This window comes from Pseudomonas sp. KH_024_B2 (genome assembly GCF_057839965.1).
Genome location: NZ_CM174502.1, coordinates 894,712 through 915,443 on the forward strand (window position 1 = coordinate 894,712; position 20,732 = coordinate 915,443).

The 20,732-nt window shown below is 58.1% G+C and carries 22 protein-coding genes and 1 pseudogene; 13 read left to right on the forward strand and 10 right to left on the reverse strand.

Annotation, left to right across the window (positions count from 1 at the left end; genetic code table 11):
- The first annotated feature begins 47 nt into the window (after nucleotides 1-47).
- Nucleotides 48-773 (forward strand): YiaD family glycine zipper/OmpA-like lipoprotein, encoded by a 726-nt coding sequence (locus tag AC3I0A_RS04165; RefSeq protein ID WP_489376377.1) that lies wholly within the window; start codon nucleotides 48-50, stop codon nucleotides 771-773.
- A 72-nt stretch (nucleotides 774-845) separates the two neighbouring features.
- On the opposite strand, the gene AC3I0A_RS04170 is transcribed toward AC3I0A_RS04165, so the two are convergent.
- On the reverse strand, nucleotides 846-1,280 hold the full coding sequence (locus AC3I0A_RS04170) for a Z-ring associated ZapG family protein (RefSeq protein ID WP_489376378.1): 435 nt from the start codon (nucleotides 1,278-1,280) through the stop codon (nucleotides 846-848).
- Between the two features lie 144 nt (nucleotides 1,281-1,424).
- Between AC3I0A_RS04170 and AC3I0A_RS04175 the strand changes: the two genes are divergently transcribed.
- The 3 genes from AC3I0A_RS04175 (at nucleotide 1,425) to zapE (ending at nucleotide 4,634) form a co-directional block, all read left to right on the forward strand.
- Entirely contained in the window at nucleotides 1,425-2,069 is a 645-nt protein-coding gene (locus tag AC3I0A_RS04175; protein ID WP_489376379.1) for an alpha/beta hydrolase, read from the forward strand.
- Between the two features lie 24 nt (nucleotides 2,070-2,093).
- Nucleotides 2,094-3,449 carry a tryptophan--tRNA ligase gene (locus AC3I0A_RS04180; RefSeq protein WP_489376380.1) on the forward strand — a complete coding sequence of 452 codons (1,356 nt, stop codon included), beginning with the start codon at nucleotides 2,094-2,096 and terminating at the stop codon, nucleotides 3,447-3,449.
- 90 nt (nucleotides 3,450-3,539) lie between these two features.
- Nucleotides 3,540-4,634: a cell division protein ZapE gene (zapE, locus tag AC3I0A_RS04185; protein WP_489376381.1), complete on the forward strand. Its 1,095-nt coding sequence runs from the start codon at nucleotides 3,540-3,542 to the stop codon at nucleotides 4,632-4,634.
- 52 nt (nucleotides 4,635-4,686) lie between these two features.
- Here the strand turns inward: zapE and AC3I0A_RS04190 are convergent, their stop codons facing one another.
- From AC3I0A_RS04190 to AC3I0A_RS04200, 3 genes are all read right to left on the reverse strand, one after another.
- Nucleotides 4,687-5,682, reverse strand: a complete 996-nt coding sequence (locus tag AC3I0A_RS04190) for an asparaginase (RefSeq protein ID WP_489376382.1) — start codon at nucleotides 5,680-5,682, stop codon at nucleotides 4,687-4,689.
- Nucleotides 5,683-5,782: 100 nt separating this feature from the next.
- A complete protein-coding gene (locus AC3I0A_RS04195; protein WP_489376383.1) occupies nucleotides 5,783-7,003 on the reverse strand; it encodes a hypothetical protein in 1,221 nt (406 codons plus the stop codon).
- Between the two features lie 17 nt (nucleotides 7,004-7,020).
- A complete protein-coding gene (locus AC3I0A_RS04200) occupies nucleotides 7,021-7,908 on the reverse strand; it encodes a nitrilase family protein (protein ID WP_489376384.1) in 888 nt (295 codons plus the stop codon).
- 171 nt (nucleotides 7,909-8,079) lie between these two features.
- Between AC3I0A_RS04200 and AC3I0A_RS04205 the strand changes: the two are divergent.
- Nucleotides 8,080-8,172: pseudogene (locus tag AC3I0A_RS04205) on the forward strand (hypothetical protein); the annotation flags it as partial.
- Between the two features lie 177 nt (nucleotides 8,173-8,349).
- Here AC3I0A_RS04205 and AC3I0A_RS04210 read toward each other — a convergent pair.
- Nucleotides 8,350-9,246 (reverse strand): GlxA family transcriptional regulator, encoded by an 897-nt coding sequence (locus AC3I0A_RS04210; protein ID WP_489378405.1) that lies wholly within the window; start codon nucleotides 9,244-9,246, stop codon nucleotides 8,350-8,352.
- A 245-nt stretch (nucleotides 9,247-9,491) separates the two neighbouring features.
- Between AC3I0A_RS04210 and AC3I0A_RS04215 the strand changes: the two genes are divergently transcribed.
- Nucleotides 9,492-10,628: an acyl-CoA dehydrogenase family protein gene (locus tag AC3I0A_RS04215; RefSeq protein WP_489376385.1), complete on the forward strand. Its 1,137-nt coding sequence runs from the start codon at nucleotides 9,492-9,494 to the stop codon at nucleotides 10,626-10,628.
- Nucleotides 10,629-10,760: 132 nt separating this feature from the next.
- On the opposite strand, the gene AC3I0A_RS04220 is transcribed toward AC3I0A_RS04215, so the two are convergent.
- Nucleotides 10,761-11,801 (reverse strand): NADP(H)-dependent aldo-keto reductase, encoded by a 1,041-nt coding sequence (locus tag AC3I0A_RS04220; protein ID WP_489376386.1) that lies wholly within the window; start codon nucleotides 11,799-11,801, stop codon nucleotides 10,761-10,763.
- A gap of 247 nt (nucleotides 11,802-12,048) precedes the next feature.
- Between AC3I0A_RS04220 and rplM the strand changes: the two genes are divergently transcribed.
- From rplM to AC3I0A_RS04255, 7 genes are all read left to right on the forward strand, one after another.
- Entirely contained in the window at nucleotides 12,049-12,477 is a 429-nt protein-coding gene (rplM, locus tag AC3I0A_RS04225; protein ID WP_150641864.1) for a 50S ribosomal protein L13, read from the forward strand.
- A 14-nt stretch (nucleotides 12,478-12,491) separates the two neighbouring features.
- Nucleotides 12,492-12,884 carry a 30S ribosomal protein S9 gene (rpsI, locus tag AC3I0A_RS04230; RefSeq protein WP_002555064.1) on the forward strand — a complete coding sequence of 131 codons (393 nt, stop codon included), beginning with the start codon at nucleotides 12,492-12,494 and terminating at the stop codon, nucleotides 12,882-12,884.
- 254 nt (nucleotides 12,885-13,138) lie between these two features.
- Nucleotides 13,139-13,732: a ubiquinol-cytochrome c reductase iron-sulfur subunit gene (petA, locus tag AC3I0A_RS04235; protein WP_489376387.1), complete on the forward strand. Its 594-nt coding sequence runs from the start codon at nucleotides 13,139-13,141 to the stop codon at nucleotides 13,730-13,732.
- Nucleotides 13,732-14,943: a cytochrome b gene (locus AC3I0A_RS04240; RefSeq protein WP_489376388.1), complete on the forward strand. Its 1,212-nt coding sequence runs from the start codon at nucleotides 13,732-13,734 to the stop codon at nucleotides 14,941-14,943. Before petA ends, AC3I0A_RS04240 begins: the two co-directional genes overlap by 1 nt.
- Entirely contained in the window at nucleotides 14,943-15,725 is a 783-nt protein-coding gene (locus AC3I0A_RS04245; RefSeq protein WP_489376389.1) for a cytochrome c1, read from the forward strand. The genes AC3I0A_RS04240 and AC3I0A_RS04245 overlap by 1 nt, the downstream gene beginning before the upstream one ends.
- 150 nt (nucleotides 15,726-15,875) lie before the next feature.
- Nucleotides 15,876-16,493 carry a glutathione S-transferase N-terminal domain-containing protein gene (locus AC3I0A_RS04250; protein WP_489376390.1) on the forward strand — a complete coding sequence of 206 codons (618 nt, stop codon included), beginning with the start codon at nucleotides 15,876-15,878 and terminating at the stop codon, nucleotides 16,491-16,493.
- Nucleotides 16,494-16,509: 16 nt separating this feature from the next.
- Nucleotides 16,510-16,923, forward strand: coding sequence for a ClpXP protease specificity-enhancing factor (locus AC3I0A_RS04255; protein WP_489376391.1), 414 nt, complete (start codon nucleotides 16,510-16,512; stop codon nucleotides 16,921-16,923).
- A 272-nt stretch (nucleotides 16,924-17,195) separates the two neighbouring features.
- Here AC3I0A_RS04255 and AC3I0A_RS04260 read toward each other — a convergent pair whose 3' ends face one another.
- From AC3I0A_RS04260 to AC3I0A_RS04275, 4 genes are all read right to left on the reverse strand, one after another.
- Entirely contained in the window at nucleotides 17,196-17,774 is a 579-nt protein-coding gene (locus tag AC3I0A_RS04260; RefSeq protein WP_489376392.1) for a BON domain-containing protein, read from the reverse strand.
- The gene (locus AC3I0A_RS04265) at nucleotides 17,771-18,364 is read right to left on the reverse strand and encodes a phosphoheptose isomerase (RefSeq protein WP_007904374.1); all 594 of its coding nucleotides are present in this window, start codon (nucleotides 18,362-18,364) and stop codon (nucleotides 17,771-17,773) included. Before AC3I0A_RS04265 ends, AC3I0A_RS04260 begins: the two co-directional genes overlap by 4 nt.
- Before the next feature lie 107 nt (nucleotides 18,365-18,471).
- Nucleotides 18,472-18,843: a YraN family protein gene (locus tag AC3I0A_RS04270; RefSeq protein WP_489376393.1), complete on the reverse strand. Its 372-nt coding sequence runs from the start codon at nucleotides 18,841-18,843 to the stop codon at nucleotides 18,472-18,474.
- A complete protein-coding gene (locus AC3I0A_RS04275; RefSeq protein WP_489376394.1) occupies nucleotides 18,843-20,654 on the reverse strand; it encodes a penicillin-binding protein activator in 1,812 nt (603 codons plus the stop codon). The genes AC3I0A_RS04270 and AC3I0A_RS04275 overlap by 1 nt, the downstream gene beginning before the upstream one ends.
- Nucleotides 20,655-20,732 lie beyond the last annotated feature (78 nt).

A 20,732-nucleotide genomic window follows, 5' to 3' on the forward strand; every position in this document is an offset into this window, starting at 1 on the left:
TGCCAACGTCCGCTGCACCACAGAATGCAAAAAACCAGGAGCTCTCCATGTTCACCTCGCGTCGTTTGATTATTGTCGCTACTGCTGTGGCTATGTTGTCCGGCTGTGCTTCGCCCAGCCCGTATGACAACCAGGGGCAGGCCGACAGCTCCACGGGCTCCACGGGCATGAGCAAGACCGCTAAATATGGTGGTCTGGGGGCCCTGGCCGGTGCGCTGGCCGGTGCTGCCATCAGCCACGACAACCGTGGCAAGGGCGCGCTGATAGGCGCCGCAGTGGTCGGTGCTTCTGCCGCCGGTTATGGTTACTACGCAGATCAGCAGGAAAAGAAACTGCGTGCGAGCATGGCCAATACCGGAGTCGAAGTGCAGCGCCAGGGCGATCAGATCAAACTGATCATGCCGGGTAACATCACCTTCGCAACGGATTCGGCGAATATCGCTCCGGGCTTCTATCAACCGCTGAACAACCTGGCGGGCTCCCTCAAGGAGTTCAACCAGAACCAGATTGAAATCGTCGGCTACACCGACAGCACCGGCGGCCGTCAGCACAACATGGACCTGTCCCAGCGTCGCGCCCAAAGCGTAGCGACCTACCTGACCTCCCAGGGCGTCAGCGGTGCCAACCTGTCGGCTCGCGGTGCCGGCCCGGATAATCCGATCGCCAGCAACGCCGACGTTAACGGCCGCGCGCAGAACCGGCGGGTAGAGGTCAACCTCAAGCCGATTCCTGGTCAGCAGTATCAGGAGCAAGGCCAGCAATACCAGCAATAAGCCCGGCCAGGTACAAAAAAGCCCGCCCGATCTTCAGCAGATCGGGCGGGCTTTTTTACGCTTGAATCCTGATTATTTCTTCAGGCCGTAATGCTCATCGAGCATGCCGGGAGCATTCGGCATTTTTGGTGCGTAATCTTTCGGCGCTTCCTGACTGCGCGGTGGCGTCAGGCGTTCCCGTGGTGCTTGTGCCGAGTCGGCGTGCAGAGCGGCCAGCAGGCGTTGGCGAGTCAGTTCGTCCAGGGCCAGACGATTGGCGCCCTCGGCGAGATGATCTTGCACATCCTGATAGCTCTGAGTGAGTTTCTGTACCAAAGCTGCGGTGCTGTTGAAGTGGGTGACCACTTCGTTCTGATAACTGTCAAAACGTTCCTGAATATCATCCAGCTGACGTTGCGTGCGGTTAGGCGCGGCATTCGGCAGCAGGCGAGCGACCAGGAATCCAATAGCGACACCGGCAACCAGGGCAAGAGTCGGCAACAACCAAACTAAGAGCGAGTGTTCCACGAGTCCTTCCTCTATAAACGGCTTTGCTTTACGTTAACGGCTCGAACCTGCGCTGTATACCGCGATTCACTCGCAATAGATTGGCACAGACAATTGGCTAGACGAGTCGACCCGATTCGAGGTCACGGAGTTCCTTCCTTGCTTATGCGCGAAACCCCTGTAGTGATTGATGGCCCGGTTGGTCAACTGGAAGCCCTGTATCTGGATAACAAGGGGCTGGACAACGACCAGCCCCGCGGCCTGGCGCTGATCTGCCATCCGAACCCGGTGCAGGGCGGCACCATGCTCAACAAGGTCGTCTCGACCTTGCAGCGCACCGCGCGGGATGCCGGTTTTATTACCTTGCGTTTCAACTACCGTGGCGTCGGCGCCAGTGAAGGCACGCACGACATGGGCACCGGCGAAGTCGACGATGCCCAGGCGGTGGCCGAGTGGCTGCGGGCCAAACATCCTGAAATACCTTTGACCCTGTTCGGTTTCTCCTTCGGCGGTTTTGTTGCAGCAAGTCTCGGCGGACGTCTGGAGGCCCAGGGCGAACAGCTCAAGCATCTGTTCATGGTCGCGCCTGCCGTCATGCGCTTGGGCGATCAGGATCAACTGCCGCAACAAGGCACATTGACCCTGATCCAGCCGGAAACCGACGAAGTCATCGATCCGCAGCTCGTTTACGATTGGTCCGACGCCCTCGATCGCCCCCATGAGCTGCTGAAAGTGGCAGAATGCGGACACTTTTTTCATGGCAAGCTGACGGACCTCAAAGATCTGATACTGCCGCGCCTTTCGAATTGATTGCAGTCTGACAAGCGATTACCCATGACTACTCGTACGCGTATCCTTACCGGCATCACCACCACCGGCACGCCGCACCTGGGCAACTATGCCGGGGCCATCCGTCCGGCGATCGTCGCCAGCCGTGACAGCAATGCCGATTCGTTCTATTTCCTGGCCGACTACCACGCCCTGATCAAATGCGATGACCCGCTGCGCATTCAGCGCTCGCGTCTGGAAATCGCCGCGACCTGGCTGGCCGGTGGTCTGGATGTGGATCGGGTGACCTTCTATCGTCAGTCCGACATCCCGGAAATCCCTGAGCTGACCTGGCTGCTGACCTGCGTTGCGGCCAAGGGCTTGCTCAACCGCGCCCACGCCTACAAGGCCTCGGTGGACAAGAACGTCGAAACCGGCGAAGACCCGGATGCCGGCATCACCATGGGCTTGTACAGCTACCCGGTGCTGATGGCCGCGGACATTCTGATGTTCAACGCCCACAAGGTGCCGGTGGGTCGCGATCAGATCCAGCACGTGGAAATGGCCCGCGACATCGGCCAGCGCTTCAACCACCTGTTCGGCCAGGGCAAAGAATTCTTCACCATGCCCGAAGCAGTGATTGAAGAGGGCGTGGCCACGCTGCCAGGTCTCGACGGCCGGAAGATGTCCAAAAGCTACGACAACACCATCCCGTTGTTCAGCAGCGCCAAGGAAATGAAAGACGCCATCTCGCGGATCGTCACCGATTCCCGCGCCCCCGGCGAAGCCAAAGACCCGGACAACTCGCACCTGTTCACCCTGTTCCAGGCCTTCGCCACACCGGCTCAGGCCGACGAATTCCGTAGCGAGTTGTTGCAGGGCCTGGGTTGGGGTGAAGCCAAAAATCGTCTGTTCCAGCTGCTGGACAACGAGCTTGGCGAATCCCGCGAGCGTTATTACCAGCTGATTGAACGTCCGGCGGATCTGGAAGACATCCTCCAGATCGGTGCGAAAAAAGCCCGCGCCATCGCATCACCCTTCCTCCACGAGTTGCGTGAAGCGGTCGGCCTGCGGTCTTTCGTCAGTCAGACGCAAGTCGCTACGAGCATCAAGAAGAAAGCTGCGAAAGCTGCACGTTTCGTCAGCTTCCGTGAAGACGACGGCAGCTTCCGCTTCCGTCTGCTGGCGGCTGACGGCGAGCAATTGCTGCTGTCGCGCAACTTTGCCGACGGTAAAACCGCTGGCGCGGTGACCAAGCAACTGCAAGCGGGTCAGGAACTGGACCTGCGCAGCGAGGACCTGAGCTTCAGTGTCTGGCTGGAAGGCGAGTGCGTGGCAGACAGTCCGGCCTTCGCTGACAGCGCTGCGCGTGATGCCGCCATCGACGCCTTGCGGGTTGCTCTGACACCTGCGCAGGACTAATCGCGCATCTGCCCCGACCAAGGGTTGATTGCCATTCCCAAGGGCCGTCGCTACAGTGACGGCCCGTTTTTGTTGCCTTGCTAACGAATTATGACGCCCCTAGAACGATATCAAGCTGATCTGAAACGCCCGGAATTCTTTCATGACGCCGCCCAGGAAACTGCGGTGCGTCATTTGCAGCGCCTGTACGACGATCTGGTCGCGGCCTCTCGCAGCAAGCCGGGCCTGTTCGGCAAACTGTTTGGCCAGAAAGATCAGGCGCCGGTCAAGGGCCTGTACTTCTGGGGTGGCGTTGGCCGCGGCAAGACCTATCTGGTCGATACCTTCTTCGAAGCGCTGCCGTTCAAGGAAAAGGTCCGGACTCACTTCCACCGCTTCATGAAGCGTGTGCACGAAGAGATGAAGACCCTGCCCGGCGAGAAAAACCCGCTGACCATCATCGCCAAACGCTTCTCCGACGAAGCGCGGGTGATCTGTTTCGATGAATTCTTCGTTTCCGACATCACCGACGCGATGATCCTCGGCACGCTGATGGAAGAACTGTTCAAGAATGGCGTGACTCTGGTCGCGACCTCGAACATCGTTCCAGACGGCCTGTACAAAGACGGTCTGCAACGTGCGCGCTTCCTGCCGGCGATCGCCCTGATCAAGCAGAACACCGACATCGTCAACGTCGACAGCGGCGTCGATTATCGTCTGCGGCACCTCGAGCAGGCCGAACTGTTCCACTTCCCACTGGACGCCGCGGCCAACGAAAGCCTGCGCAAGAGCTTCCAGGCGCTGACACCGGACTGCACTCTGGCTGTCGAAAACGATGTGCTGATGATCGAAAACCGCGAAATCCGTGCCTTGCGCACCTGCGAAGACGTGGCCTGGTTCGACTTCCGCGAACTCTGCGACGGCCCACGCAGCCAGAACGATTACATCGAGCTGGGCAAGATCTTCCACGCCGTGTTGCTCAGCGACGTCGAGCAAATGACCGTCACCACCGACGACATTGCCCGCCGTTTCATCAACATGGTCGACGAGTTCTACGACCGTAACGTCAAGCTGATCATTTCCGCTGAAGTCGAACTCAAAGACCTCTACACCGGCGGTCGCCTGAACTTCGAGTTCCAGCGCACCCTCAGCCGTTTGCTGGAAATGCAGTCCCACGAATTCCTGTCGCGGGCGCACAAGCCGTAGGATATTTCGGAAAATAAAAAAGGGTCTGCAAATGCAGGCCCTTTTTTGTATGTCAATTTCGATACCTGCTGTCATCTTTGAGATAGCACGCTAGCTCATTTTGTCGCTGGCAGCCGATGAGCATCCAGAGCAGGATTCTGGCTTTGCGCGGACAGAGAAATCCCGCCATCGATGCACCTTTGCGGATCAGATCCATCTCGCTGCCAATAAAACCATAGGAGGACTGAGCGGTGGAGCCTGAACCGGTCCGGGTCGCAATGATGACCGGGATTTTTCCTGCGATTTTTTCGACAGCGTCAGCCCAGCTTTCTGATACGTGTCCTGCGCCGAAACCAGCGATCACCAGTCCGTCGTATCCCAGCTTGAGGATGTTCTCCAATAACAAGGTGTCCGCAGAAAGAGACGCTTCCAGCAGGGCAATCTTCTGGGTTGTCTGGTGTGGTAAGGGTAAAAGCATTCGGTGGGCCGGCTGGCGTAGATAGCGGACGGTTCCTTCCACGAGCAGGCCCGCGGGACCAAAAACCGGGGAGGAAAACGCCTGCAACGCCAATGAGTCGGTTTTACGGACGCTGCACGCGGGGTGAATCTGGCGGTTCATTACCACCTGAACGCCTCGCTGACAGCTGTTTTCAGACAGAGCGACTCGGCAGGCATCCAGCAGATTCGCCGGGCCATCGGCCCCCACTTCAGCTGCCGAACGCATAGCGCCGGTCAGGACCAGAGGTTCGTCGTGGTTCCACAAGTAATCGAAAAATATTGCTGTTTCTTCGAGGGTGTCGGTGCCCTGGGTGATGACAACACCAATAGCGCCTTGCTCAACCTGATATTTCGCCCAGGAAAGGACACTCAACAAAAACTCGAAATCCAGTGAGGCACTTGGGAGTAGCCCGAGTGTTTCAACGGTCACACGGGCCAGTGTCGTCAGTTCCGGTACCGAGGCCAGCAGGGTTTCGCCGCTGACTGTCGGGATAACGCCTTCACCGGCATTCCTGGCTTGCATGCTCACGGTGCCGCCGAGAGCCGCGATGGCCAGTTTGGGCAGGTTCATGTCATACCTCGCTCGATTCATTGCGATAAAAAAGTGGCTGTACCCGGTCTTCGGTGGCGGGACCTTGATACAGCCGAATGGGAGAAGTGCGGCTTATGAATCAGTTGGTTATCAGGAGTCCGATAAGCGGAACAATCAGCAAGGTGCTGATGGCCATGGACAGGACATTCCCGATGTAGGAATGCATGTCGGCCGGCAACCTTTTGGCAATCGCACACGCCAAGGGTGGCGCCATAAGTGCGCCTAGCAGTGCGCTTGAGCCTATGACCTGCCAACTGCCGCCATACGTCAGAATCGCTGCTGGCACGACTGACACGAGCGGAATGTAGGTGGGATACCAGCCGCGCAACATCCATTGTCGACGCCAGATCACCACCCCTAAAGCTGAGGTCAAAGCCTGTGCGCCGATCAGTTGTGGCAGCAAACCCGAGCCGTATACCGGACTCATGGGGTTCAAGGTGTAGGCCAACACCGCCCCCAGTAACAGGCCAAGGCTGGCCAGTTCATTGCCAAAGAACGGCGCTTCCGAAAAGTCTGCCAAAACTCGGCGCAGGCTCCAGAAAACTCCGTAGTCAGGTGTCTTTGTTACGGCAGCTGCGGCCGAAGAGTCGGATGGCTTCTCGGATAGGTCGGATAGGTCGGGCTTCACCAGGCTCGGCAGGTAACGACAGAGCAGAAAGGCAATGACGCTGGCGACAGCCATGCCCGAGACATTGCCGATCACGGCAGGCAAGCCTAGTGGATTGCATACGTAGTTGACGATCAGCAAACACATCGGGGTGACGAGCACGGCGCCCATGATTGCTCCGTTGATCGTGACCTTCCAGCCACCTCCAAACATCAGCACCATCGCCGCCGGCAATGAAACAAATGCCGCAAACGTGGGTTGCCAACTTGTGGCCGTGACCGTCCAGCCCCACAGCAGGTTACTCAGCAACAGCCCAAGCAACGAGCTGGTAACCAGCCACGGCCATAATCCAGTGCCGTAGGAAATGGCAAAACCTTGCCAGGACTTCCCCGTTCGATTCGCCCAGTAGGCCAGATAGGCCCCAGCCAGCAGCCCGATAGAGGCGAACTCGTGTTTGTAGAAGGCAACCTCGCTGATGTCTCCCAGCACCCAACGCAGCCAGGCACTCGGCTCGGAAAGGTTCGACACCATGTCACTGTAGCTTGGCCAATGTGCTGACCAGGAAGAGCGGTTGGTGAATGAAAGCCAGATAATCAGCAGTGTCGTGCCGATCACCAGCAGGATGATCGCGGTATCGAGCGGCGATCTACTGGCAAGTCGGTTCGACCGGTGTTTTTCGGTTGTGGTTTCCATGCGTCATGCCCCTGTTATCAGCGCGGGAGGCAAGGGTGTTGGGTATAACCGAGCATCTGATCGTAGAGATCGGCTCGACGATCGCGATGCAGATCGTTCAAATTGTTCCAGATGGGCGCACTTCGGGAGCTGGTCAGGTCAATATCGGCAAACAGAATTTCCTGCTGATCCGCAGAAGCCACTGCGCCGATCGGCCAGCCATTGGTTCCGGCAATCAGCGAGCAGCCCAGGTAGCGAGCACCTCGCTCTTCGCCGATCCGGCTGGCGGCCGCAATAAACACATTGTTGACGTGAGCTGCCGTCATCGTCAGATACGAAGCCATGCATTTGCCGGCGTCATCGAACAGGGGCGGAGGCGTCCAGACCCAGTTATTCAAGCTGCAAATGATGTCCGCGCCTTGCTGACTCAGGATTCGCGGCACTTCCGGGAACCAGATATCCCAGCAGATCAACAACCCGATGCGGCCTATTGGCGTATCAAAAACAGGGAAGCCGAGATCACCCGGTGTGAACCATAATTTTTCCAGGTTCCACAAATGGGCTTTTCGATACTTGCCAATAAAACCGTCAGGCCCTACAAGAACGCCGGTGTTGAAGAGTCGCATGCCGTCGCGTTCGGTCAAGCCGGCCACCAGGTAGACCTTGTGTTTGCAGGCGAAATCCATCCAGATTTGCACGCTCGGCCCACTGGGAATCGTTTCCGAATGTTCAAACGCATCCTGGCGATTGCTGAAGAAATAACCGGTATTTGAAAGCTCAGGCAGAACGATGAGGTTTGCACCTCCGTTTACCGCCTCCAGGGCCAGCTCCAGGCCATAACGCAGATTGCGCTCATGATTCTCCATGCCGACTTGTGGGTCGAATTGCACGACTGCTACACGAACAGGGCTTGTTGGCTCGCTCATTTCGGATGACCTCTTTTTATTGTTTTGCAACCTGTGTGGTTGTCTTTTTTATAAGAGTCGAACCGGCTGAGGGCGTAAGTCAGTCGTTTCCTTTTAGGTTGTAGTTTTTATCCCTAAGTTTTATTGGAGGCAGTTCGATTCACGCGATCTGGGGTGAAATGCCCGATAGTCGGTGGTCGCCTGAACTTCGAGTTCCAGAGCACCCTCAGCCGTTTGCTGGAACTGCAGTCCCACGAATTCCTGTCGCGGGCGCACAAGCCGTAGGATATTTCGGAAAATAAAAAAGGGTCTGCAAATGCAGGCCCTTTTTTGTATGTCTTGCAGAACCCCTGTGGGAGCGAGCCTGCTCGCGATGATGGCGGTGTGTCAGTCACATCAATATTGGATGTGCCGCCGCAATCGCGAGCAGGCTCGCTCCCACATTGGATTTGTGTCTAGCCCTTAAGCCGCTTGCTGAAACTGCTGCCGATACTGATTCGGTGACAACTCCGTGTGCTGGCGGAACAGTCGTGCGAAGAAGCTGGCATCGTCATAACCGACTTCATAGCTGATGGTTTTGATGCTTTTGCGGCTGGCGGAAAGCAGGCCCTTGGCAGTTTCGATGCGCAGGCGCTGCAGATAATGCAGCGGCTTGTCGCCGGTGGCGGTCTGGAAGCGGCGCATGAAGTTGCGGATGCTCATGCCGTGTTCGCGGGCAACGTCCTCGAAGCGGAATTTGTCGGCAAAGTGTTCTTCGAGCCAGTGCTGGATCTGCAGGATGATCACGTCCTGGTGCAGTTTCTGCCCGCCGAAACCGATTCGGCCGGGGGCGTAGCTGCGTTGCACTTCGTAGAGAATATCGCGGGCCACGGCCTGGGCGACGTTGGCGCCGCAGAACCGCTCGATCAGGTAGATATAAAGGTCGCAGGCCGAGGTGGTGCCGCCGGCGCAATAGAGGTTGTCGGCGTCGGTCAGGTGCTTGTCCTGATTGAGTTGCACCTTGGGGAAGCGTTCGCTGAAGGCATTGAAGAAGCGCCAGTAGGTGGTCGCTTCCTTGCCGTCGAGCAGGCCGGCTTCGGCGAGCCAGAACACTCCGGTGGCTTCGCCGCAGAGCACGGCGCCGCGGGCGTGTTGTGCGCGCAGCCATGGCAGCACTTGCGGATAACGTTGGCAGAGCGTTTCGAAGTCGTCCCAGAAGGCCGGGAGGATGATCACATCGGTATCTTCCAGGCCGCCGTCTACTGGCAGGATCACATCGCTGAAGCTGCATACCGACTGTCCGTCGGGGCTGACCAGACGGGTTTCGAATGCCGGGGTCAGGCCGTGGCCGAGCTGTTTGCCATAACGCAGGCTGGCCAGATGGAAGAAATCCTTGGCTTGCATGAGGGTTGAAGCAAAAACCCGGTCGATAGCCAGGATGCTGACGCGCCGCAAGGGCGTGGAGACTTGGTTAGACATAATTCAACTTTATTCTTATAGGGGAAAGTGGTCACCAGACGGCTGGATCGTCTTATTTTTTGTCGGATGTGTCCAGTGTCCTGTGGCGAACGGTGGGCATAGGCTCTATGGGCCAATCCCGGCTGACAACAATTACAGGTGTGCCCATGATCCCCAGAACCTTGTTCAGTTCCGAGCACGAACTCTTTCGCGACAGCGTGCGTACCTTTCTCGAAAAAGAGGCCGTGCCGTTTCATGGGGAATGGGAAAAGCAGGGATACATCGACCGCAAGCTGTGGAACAAGGCGGGGGAGGCGGGGATGCTCTGCTCGCATTTGCCAGAAGAGTACGGCGGGCTGGGGGCGGACTTTCTCTACAGCGCGGTGGTGATCGAAGAGGTTGGCCGTCTCGGATTGACCGGTATCGGTTTTTCGCTGCACTCGGACATCGTCGCGCCCTACATCCTGCATTACGGCAGTGAAGCCCTGAAGCACAAATACCTGCCGAAACTGATCTCCGGCGAGATGGTCACGGCCATTGCCATGACCGAGCCGGGTGCCGGTTCCGACCTGCAAGGGGTGAAAACCACCGCGGTGCTGGACGGTGACGAGTACGTGATCAATGGTTCGAAAACGTTTATCACCAACGGTTTCCTGGCCGATCTGGTGATAGTCGTGGCCAAGACCGATCCCAAAGCGGGTGCGAAGGGCACCAGTCTGTTTCTGGTGGAGGCGGACACGCCGGGCTTTGCCAAGGGCAAACGGCTGGAAAAGGTCGGCATGAAGGCCCAGGACACCTCGGAGCTGTTCTTTCAGGACGTCCGTGTGCCCAAGGAGAACCTGCTGGGGCAAGCCGGAATGGGCTTCGCCTATCTGATGCAGGAGTTGCCGCAAGAGCGCCTGACGGTCGCGATAGGTGGCCTGGCGTCGGCCGAGGCGGCGTTGCAGTGGACGCTGGAGTACACCCGCGAGCGCAAGGCGTTTGGCAAGGCTATCGCCGATTTCCAGAACACCCGCTTCAAGCTGGCTGAAATGGCCACTGAAATACAGATCGGCCGGGTCTTCGTCGACCGCTGCCTGGAGTTGCATCTGCAAGGCAAGCTGGATGTGCCGACGGCGGCGATGGCCAAGTACTGGGGCACTGACCTGCAATGCAAGGTGCTCGACGAATGCGTGCAGTTGCATGGCGGCTACGGCTTCATGTGGGAATACCCGATCGCCCGCGCCTGGGCGGATGCGCGGGTGCAGCGGATCTATGCGGGGACTAACGAGATCATGAAGGAGATTATTGCGCGGTCGCTTTGATGATGAGGTGAACTCGAGATCGCTTTCGCGAGCAAGCTCGCTCCCACAGGGGGTCTATGTCGATCACAAAGTGTGGTCAAGCACAAGTACCCTGTGGGAGCGGGCTTGCCCGCGAATGGGTCAATGGATCAATCAAGGTGCCGGGTTCGGGTGATCCTGGTGAATCGCCTCGATCCCCGCCAGCACTTCATCGGTCAGCTGCAAATCGACGCTGGCGAGGTTGCTGTCCAGCTGTTCGAGGGTGGTGGCACCAATGATGTTGCTGGTCACGAACGGTTGCCGGGTCACGTAGGCCAGAGCCATTTGCGCCGCGTCCAGGCCGTGTTCGCGGGCCAGGGCGACGTAACGGCTGCACGCCGCTTCCGACTGCGGGTTGAAATAGCGGCTGAAGCGGCTGTACAGGCTCAGGCGGCCTTTGGCCGGGCGTGCCCCACCTTCGTACTTGCCTGACAGAAAACCGAACGCCAGCGGCGAATAAGCCAGCAGCCCGCACTGTTCGCGGATGGCGATTTCCGCCAGGCCGACTTCGAAACTGCGGTTGAGCAGGTTGTACGGGTTCTGGATCGACACCGCGCGGGGCCAGCCACGGGCTTCGGCGAGAGCGAGGAAACGCATGGTGCCCCACGGGGTTTCGTTGGACAGGCCGATATGGCGGATCTTGCCGGCCTTGACCTGTTCATCCAGCGCTTCGAGGGTTTCTTCCAGCGGGGTGAAGTCTTCATCGGCCTTGTGCTTGTAGCCCAGTTGTCCAAAGAAATTGGTGCTGCGCTCAGGCCAGTGCAGCTGGTAGAGGTCGATCCAGTCGGTCTGCAGGCGCTTGAGGCTGGCGTCCAGCGCTTCGACGATGTGCTTGCGGTTGTGCTTGAGCTGGCCGTCACGCACATAGTCGATGCCGTTGCCGGGGCCGGCGATCTTGCTGGCGAGCACCCAGTCGGCGCGATCACCGCGACTTTTGAAGTAGTTGCCGATATAGCGCTCGGTGCTGGCATAGGTTTCGGCTTTTGGCGGCACCGGATACATTTCGGCGGTGTCGATGAAATTGACCCCGGCGTTCTTGGCTCGCTCGATCTGGGCCAAGGCCTCTGGCTCGCTGTTTTGCTCGCCCCAGGTCATGGTCCCGAGGCAAAGGGCGCTCACGTTCAGGTCGGTTCGGCCTAGCTTGCGGTAATCCATCAAGAGCTCCTTGGGCAAAACAATCATAAAAGCAGGTTGAAAATTTTTTCGCAATCTGCATAATTGCGCACCTCTTTCTGCAGTGGAAGTGATGCGCCGCCTGCCGAAGAATCTTGCCGTTGAACGGACGCGCTGACCCGAGCCCCCGATAGCGTCTGTATCCGGCTGCCTTTGACTTGTCAAAGTACGCACTATTCAGTAAGATCCGCCGTCTAATTTATCAGGGCGGCCCCTGAGGCTATAAAGAATGAAAACTTTTACTGCTAAACCGGAAACAGTAAAGCGCGACTGGTTCATCGTCGACGCTGCTGGTCAGACCCTGGGTCGTCTGGCCACCGAAATCGCGAGCCGCCTGCGTGGCAAGCACAAGCCTGAGTACACTCCGCACGTTGACACCGGTGACTACATCGTCGTGATCAACGCTGAGCAAGTACGTGTCACTGGCGCCAAGTTCACTGACAAAATGTACTACTCTCACTCCGGTTTCCCGGGCGGGATTAAGTCGATCAACTTCGAAAAGCTGATCGCCAAAGCTCCTGAACGCGTGATCGAGACCGCGGTAAAAGGCATGCTGCCTAAGAACCCGCTGGGTCGCGACATGTACCGTAAGCTGAAAGTCTATGCGGGCGCTGTACACCCTCATACTGCTCAGCAGCCCCAAGAACTGAAGTTTTAACGGAATAGTTCATTATGTCGGCGACTCAAAATTACGGCACTGGCCGTCGCAAGACTGCAACCGCACGCGTTTTCCTGCGTCCGGGCACTGGTAACATCTCCATCAACAACCGCTCCCTGGATAATTTCTTCGGTCGCGAAACTGCCCGCATGGTAGTTCGTCAGCCGCTGGAATTGACTGAGACTGTCGAGAAGTTCGACATCTACGTCACCGTGATCGGTGGTGGTGTAAGTGGTCAAGCTGGCGCAATCCGCCACGGTATCACTCGCGCACTGATGCAGTACGACGAAACTCTGCGCGGTGCACTGCGCAAAGCTGGCTTCGTTACTCGTGATGCACGTGAAGTTGAACGTAAGAAAGTGGGTCTGCGTAAAGCGCGTAAGCGTCCGCAGTACTCGAAGCGTTAATTCGCTTTTACGTTCAAAAGCGCCCAGTTTCCTCACGGAGCTGGGCGTTTTTTATGGGCGATGTTTTTTTGCTGTGACAACTTGCCACATCCGCAGAGCCCCTATACTACAAGGCTTGCCGCTGGGGCAGGATGGTAATTACCTTGTCAGAGTAGGGGCTTTTCATTACCATTCGGCAAAATTTTTATAAGTTCAGATTTTTACTTAGTAGATGCCTGATTTAACAGGCCACAAAGCTGATGGGAGAGGACTGAATGAGCAATGACGGCGTGAATGCAGGCCGGCGTCGCTTCTTGGTAGCAGCCACGTCCGTGGTGGGTGCTGCAGGAGCGGTGGGGGCTGCGGTCCCGTTCGTGGGGTCATGGTTTCCCAGTGCCAAGGCGAAAGCCGCAGGTGCACCGGTGAAAGTGAATATCAGCAAGATCGATCCAGGTCAGCAGATGATTGCTGAGTGGCGCGGTCAGCCGGTATTCATCGTCCGCCGTACTGAGGAAATCCTGGGGAATCTGAAGAAGATCGAGGGCCAGCTGGCTGACCCGACCTCCAAGAACTCGACACAACCGACCTATGTCGACCCGCTAACGCGGTCGATCAAGCCAGAAGTTCTGCTGCTGATCGGCATTTGCACCCACTTGGGCTGCTCGCCGACCTTCCGCCCGGAAGTGGCACCTGCCGATCTGGGCAAGGATTGGGTTGGTGGCTATTTCTGCCCTTGCCACGGTTCTCACTACGATCTGGCCGGCCGCGTCTACAAGTCGCAACCTGCGCCGCTGAATCTGCCAGTGCCACCGCATTCCTATGAGTCGGACAGCGTCATTGTCATTGGCGTCGATACGGAGAAAGCGTGATGAGCAAGTTCATGGATTGGGTTGATGCACGCTTTCCCGCAACCAAAATGTGGGAAGACCATCTCAGCAAGTACTACGCCCCGAAGAACTTCAACTTCTTCTATTTCTTTGGCTCCCTGGCACTGCTGGTGCTGGTTAACCAGATCGTTACCGGTGTCTGGCTGACCATGAGCTACACCCCGTCGGCAGAAGAGGCATTCGCTTCCGTCGAATACATCATGCGCGACGTCGAGTACGGCTCGATCCTGCGTCTGCTGCACTCCACCGGCGCTTCGGCGTTCTTCATCGTGGTCTATCTGCACATGTTCCGTGGTTTGCTCTACGGTTCGTACCAGAAGCCGCGTGAACTGGTGTGGGTGTTCGGCATGCTGATCTACCTGGCACTGATGGCTGAGGCCTTCATGGGCTACCTGCTGCCATGGGGCCAGATGTCGTACTGGGGCGCTCAGGTGATCATCTCGCTGTTCGGTGCGATCCCGGTCATCGGCAACGACCTGACCCAGTGGATTCGTGGCGACTACCTGATTTCGGGGATTACCCTGAACCGCTTCTTCGCCCTGCACGTCGTGGCCTTGCCGATCGTGATTCTCGGTCTGGTGGTGCTGCACGTTCTGGCGCTGCATGAAGTCGGTTCGAACAACCCCGACGGCGTGGACATCAAGAAATACAAAGACGAAAACGGCGTACCGCTGGACGGCATTGCCTTCCACCCGTACTACACCGTGAAAGATATCGTCGGCGTGGTGGTGTTCCTGTTCATCTTCTGCTCGATCGTGTTCTTCTTCCCGGAAATGGGCGGTTATTTCCTCGAGAAGCCGAACTTTGAAGTGGCGAACGCCTTCAAGACCCCGGAACACATTGCACCGGTTTGGTACTTCACGCCGTTCTACGCGATCCTGCGTGCGATTCCCGACAAGCTCCTGGGTGTTATCGCCATGGGTGCCGCGATCGCTGTGCTGTTCGTCCTGCCGTGGCTTGACCGTAGTCCGGTCAAATCCATGCGCTACAAGGGCTGGTTGAGCAAGATCTGGCTCTGGGTGTTCTGCATCTCGTTCGTGATTCTGGGTGTGCTGGGTGTTCTGGCTCCAACCCCTGGGCGTACGTTGCTGTCGCAGGTATGTACCTTCCTGTATTTCGCCTACTTCATTCTGATGCCGTTCTATACCCGGCTCGAGAAGACCAAACCGGTTCCGGAAAGGGTGACTGGCTGATGAAAAAGCTATTTGCTGTACTGATTCTTGCTGCTATGCCTGCGTTCTCGTTCGCGTCGACAGCTGGCGCTCCTGAGTTGGAAAAGGTCGATATCGACGTTTCCGACAAAGCGGCCATGCAAGACGGCGCGCGGACATTCGCCAACTACTGCATGGGCTGCCACAGCGCCAAGTTCCAGCGCTATGAGCGCGTCGCCGACGATCTGGGCATTCCCCATGATCTGATGCTCAAGAACCTGGTGTTCACCGGCGCCAAGATCGGCGACCACATGAACATCGGCATGCAATCGGCCGACGCCAAGAACTGGTTCGGTGCGGCTCCACCCGACCTGACCCTGGTGGCGCGTGTTCGTGGTACTGACTGGCTGTACGGCTACCTGCGGTCTTTCTACGAAGATCCGTCTCGTCCTTATGGTGTGAACAACAAGGTATTCCCGAATGTCGGTATGCCTAACGTTCTGGTGGGTCTGCAAGGCCGTCAGGTGGTAGGCTGCAAACAAGTTCAAGTCGTCGAACACGGCAAGAAGCAATACGACCCGCTGACCGGCACCGCTTTGACTCATGAAGCGTGCGATCAGCTGACGGTATTGCCGAAAACCGGCACGCTGAACGAAGAGCAGTTCGACGAGAAGGTCAAGAATCTGGTGACTTTCCTGGCATACTCGGCCAACCCGGTGAAGCTGCAGCATCAGCGCATCGGTACCTACGTGTTGCTGTACCTGGCCTTCTTCTTCGTATTCGCTTATCTGCTCAAGCGCGAATACTGGAAGGACGTTCATTGATAGAGTTGTAAGTAATTGCTGTTAATCGTGCGCGCCCAAGGGCGTCTCTGAAGGTGTAACGAGTCTGGATCATCCAGGCGTTACGGGAGGCGCCCTCTGGGCGCGCTCGTTTTCTGCTCCCGATAATTTTTACAAGCGAGGAGGACCGCCATGGGCGTGACCAATCGGTTGGCCTGTTACTCCGACCCCGCCGACCACTATTCCCACCGAGTACGCATCGTGCTCGCAGAGAAGGGTGTCAGCGCCGAGATCATTACTGTGGAGGTGGGCCGTCATCCACCCAAACTGATCGAAGTGAACCCTTACGGCAGCTTGCCCACCCTGGTCGATCGTGACCTGGCGTTGTGGGAGTCGACCGTGGTGATGGAATATCTGGATGAGCGTTACCCGCATCCGCCTTTGCTGCCGGTTTATCCGGTGGCGCGTGCCAATAGCCGTCTGCTGATTCACCGCATTCAGCGTGACTGGTGTGGGCTGGTGGATCTGATTCTGGATCCGCGCAGCAAGGAAGCCGCTCGCGTGCAGGCTCGTAAAGAACTGCGTGAAAGCCTCACCGGCGTTTCGCCGCTGTTCGCCGACAAGCCATTTTTCCTCAGTGAGGAACAAAGTCTGGTCGATTGCTGCCTATTGCCAATACTCTGGCGTTTGCCGATTCTGGGTATTGAGTTGCCGCGGCCGGCGAAGCCGCTGCTTGATTATATGGAGCGTCAGTTTGCGCGTGAGGCTTTCCAGGCGAGTCTGTCTGGTGTCGAACGCGATATGCGCTAAGGCTTAAGGAGCCGCTATGAACTCCAGTCGACCTTATCTGGTCCGCGCGCTCTATGAGTGGATTGTGGACAACGATTGCACCCCGCACATGCTGGTCAATTCCGAGTACCCGTCGGTGCAGGTGCCCCAAGGCTTTGCCAGTGACGGACAGATCGTCCTGAACGTATCGCCAAGTGCCGTGCGGCATTTGCACATGGATAACGATGCGGTCAGCTTCGAAGGGCGTTTCGGCGGTGTGCCGCATACGCTGTACGTGCCTGTAGCTGCCATCCTGGGTATTTATGCCCGGGAGAACGGTCAGGGCATGGTCTTCGATCTGGAATCGTCTATGGAGGACGATGACGAGGTTGAGCCGGATGAAGACGGTCCGCCACCTGATACCGAGCCACCGCGTCCAAGCGGCCGGCCTAGTCTGAAAGTGGTCAAGTAATAAAAAAGGCGATCCAGATGGATCGCCTTTTTTGTGGGCGGGATTTGAGCTTTGAACTCGATCTCCCTGCAAACCATAACCCCCTGTGGGAGCGAGCTTGCTCGCGATGAGGGCCTCACATTCAACATTGATGCCGCCTGATAGTCCGCTATCGTCGGAACGCCGCCCGGAGCAAGCTCGCTCCCACAGTGGATCTGGGTACATCCGCGAGAGGCACATGCCCATAAAAAAAGCACCCCGCGGGATGCTTTTTTATTGCCAGTCTTGCTGCGTCAGTCGATGTATTCGAACAGCTTCACGATCTTCTGCACGCCGGAAACACCCTGCACCAGGCTGGTGGCCCGGGCGGCTTCCTGTTTGGTCAACAAGCCCAGCAGGTAGACGATGCCATTCTCGGTCACGACTTTGATGCGTGAGCCGGGGATGCTGGGGTCGGTGAGCATCTGGGTCTTGATCTTGGCGGTCAGCCAGGTGTCGTTCTGGCGCGCCAGCAGCGAGGAGGGCTGCAAAACTTGCAGCTCGTTGTGCACTGTCTTCACGCGCTGGACAGCGCCGGCGACTTGTCCGGCCTGAGCCTTGAGGTCGGCGCGCGGAGTCTGTCCGGCCAGCAATACGACGCCGTTGAAGCTGGTGACGACGATGTGCGAGCTGTGGTCGAGGTCCGGATTGGCCTTGGCGATGTTCACGCCGGCCTTGGTTTCGATCAGGGAGTCGTCGATCTTGCTGCCGAAGGTGCGAGTGCCGCGGTCATCATCGATGGGCGCTTCACGGCTGGCGTTAACTACCGAGGTGCAGCCGCTGATGCCGAGACACAGGGTCAAGGCCAGTAGGCCTAGGCGATTAGGGGTCATTCTTCACTCCCGAACAATTGGCTGTCGATCAAGTCGCAAAGGCAGTGGATCGCCAGCAGGTGGACTTCCTGAATACGTGCAGTGACATTGGCCGGTACGCGAATCTCGACGTCTTCCGGCAAAAGCAGCGAAGCCATGCCGCCGCCATCGCGTCCCGTCAATGCTACGACAATCATTTCGCGATCATGTGCGGCCTGGATCGCTTGAATAATGTTCGCCGAGTTGCCGCTGGTGGAAATCGCCAGCAAAACATCGCCAGGTTGGCCGAGGGCGCGGATCTGTTTTGAGAAGATTTCGTTGTAACTGTAGTCGTTGGCAATCGAGGTGATCGTCGAGCTGTCGGTGGTCAGTGCGATGGCTGGCAGGCTCGGACGCTCGCGCTCGAAGCGGTTGAGCAGCTCGGACGAGAAATGCTGCGCGTCACCCGCAGAGCCGCCGTTGCCGCAGGAAAGCATTTTGCCCTCGTTGAGCAGGGCGTTGACCATCACCTGGCTGGCTTGCTCGATGTGCGGTGCAAGTACGTCCATCGCCTGTTGCTTGGTATCGATACTGGCCTGAAAAAGCTGGCGAATTCGGGATTGCATGTCCATCTGTGTGACCTTAAGTAGCGCGGCTTTCCGGCACATGAATGTGCAGCCCGCAAAGCAAAGAGCAAAATTGTTAAGTGAAAATGTCCGGCTCGGCTGGAGCGCTTCGATCAGCTGTCAAAGGCATTCCGTAGCCAGTTCAAAAGAGGTGCTGTGCCAGTGGCGCCGTCTATGGCGACCACATCGAAACGGCAGGGGTGGTTGGCCCAGCGTGACTCGCGCTGCAGAAAATACTGCGCGGCGAGTATCAGCTTCTGGCGTTTGCGTGCATCGATGCTGCCGAGTGCGCCACCCCATTGCGTGTGTTGTCTGTAGCGGACTTCAACGAATACTACTGTATCGCCATCAAGCATGACCAGATCAAGCTCGCCGCGTTTACACAACCAGTTCTGCGCCAGCAGGCGCAGACCTTGTTGCTGGAGATGCTTGAGCGCCTGGCTTTCGGCATCCTTTCCGCTTTGTTGGCGTGACCTGTCAGGCATCAGCGCGGGGTATCCGGCAGGCGTTGAACCTGGCCGCTGACGAACTCGGCCCAAGGCAGCTGGCGCTGAACGCGTTGCGTCTGGCTCATGCTCAAGCTTCCCGACAGCCCTTCGATGCGGCTGTCTGGCAGTGTCTTGAGTTGACCCAGACGTGGTGCCAGGCGATAGGCATCGACGCCCATTGCGTACAGGCGACCCAGGCTGCCGCCAGCTTGTGGCCATTGTGCAGTCACTTGCTTGCGCAGCGGATCATTGGCATCCAGCAGCCACGGCGTTTCGCAGAAGCGTACACCGCTCATGTCGTTGTACTGGTTTTGATCGCCGCTGGCGCTGAATACGTGGGAAGTGGCGTAAACCGGCACATCGCCTGCGTATTGAAAGTTCAGCGTTGGCTTGATCTGCTGGGCTTGCTGTGGCGTGGCAGCGAGGAAGATGAACTCGATGTCCTGACGGCGCGAAGGCTGGGCAGCTACCTGCGCGCCAACGGTGCTTTGCAGGCTCTTGGCGCGGCCTTCGCTCTGGCGCAGCTGGAACATGTCGGCAATCTGCTGGGCCAGTTGCACCGGCTGGTCGACGCGTTCCATGGCAACGATGCTGCCACCGTTGGCTTGCCAATCCTGGCTGAACGCCCTGAGTACACGATCGCCCCATTCGCCTTTCGGCACCATGATGGCAGCGCGATGCAGGCCATCGGCGCGGGCGCGGCGAGACACTTCGCGGGCTTCGTCTTCGGCGGCCAGGCCGAACTGGAACAGCTGCGGGGGCCCTTGTTCGCCTTCGCTGTAGTTCAGCGCCAACGTGGTGACAGGCAATTGCGCACGCGCGCTGAGTTGTTTGACCAGTGGTTTTTCCAGCGGGCCGATCACCAGTTGCACGCCGGACGCCTGGGCTTTGCGATAGAAATCGTCCAGCGAGGTCAGGCGTGAGCTGTCATAAAATTCGATGCTGGGTGGCTTCTGCCCGGCTTGTTGAGCCTGGTAGTGAGCCGCCATGAAACCTTCGCGCAGGGCTTTGCCGACCGAGGCCAGCGGGCCGTCCTGTGGCAGCAGCAAAGCGATCCTGGTCAGCGGTTGGCTGGCCAGTTCCTTGAGTTTGATCAACGGCAGCGGCAGTTGAGCGGCTGCCGGATGTTTGGGGTTTTGCGCGCGCCAGTTATCGATGGCGGTCTGTTGCTGCTCCAGGGTGCCGGCGGTTTTCACTGCCAGGGCCAGGTTCAGCCAGCCACCGAGATCGTCGGTACTGGTGGGGCGCAATTGATCGACAGGCAGGGCGGAAATCAGAGCCCAGATCGCTTCGTGGTTTTTGCTGGCGGCATCGCCGCTGAGCAGCGGGGCAATGAAAATGCGTTCCCGTGCGGCGGCCAGGGTCTGGCCATCTGCCTCAAGTGCGAGGGCGTGTACGCTGCCCGTGCGGATCTGTTGCTCTACCGGCAATTCGCCAAGACGCTGCAGGCTTGGGTGGCTCAAAGCAGTCAGCGCCGCTTTGGGCTGGTTGCGGGCCATGGCCAGTTCCGCCGCCAGAGTGCTGGCGAAGACCTGTTGACCGGGCTTGAGTTGTTCCAGCGGGACTAGCGCAAGAATCTGCGCGGCCTGGCCGGCCTTGTTCTGGTGGTAGGCCAGATCCGCCGCGCTCAAGCGCAGCAATGCTGCTTTTTCGGGCGTTTTGCTGGTAGCGGCCTGTTCGAGCAGCTGCTCGATACTGGCATCCGGAGTCCGTGGAAGTTCGCCAAGGCTGGACGAGGGCGTGCTGGTGCAAGCCGCCAACAGGGCAGCAAGGCAGAGGGCAGAGAACAGCCGCAGGCAAGCGATCATGTAATGTTCCTGATACTCGATCAAATTAGCGGGGAATTGTACCCAAGCACTGGCCGGGGCGCGATGTTACTGGCGTTA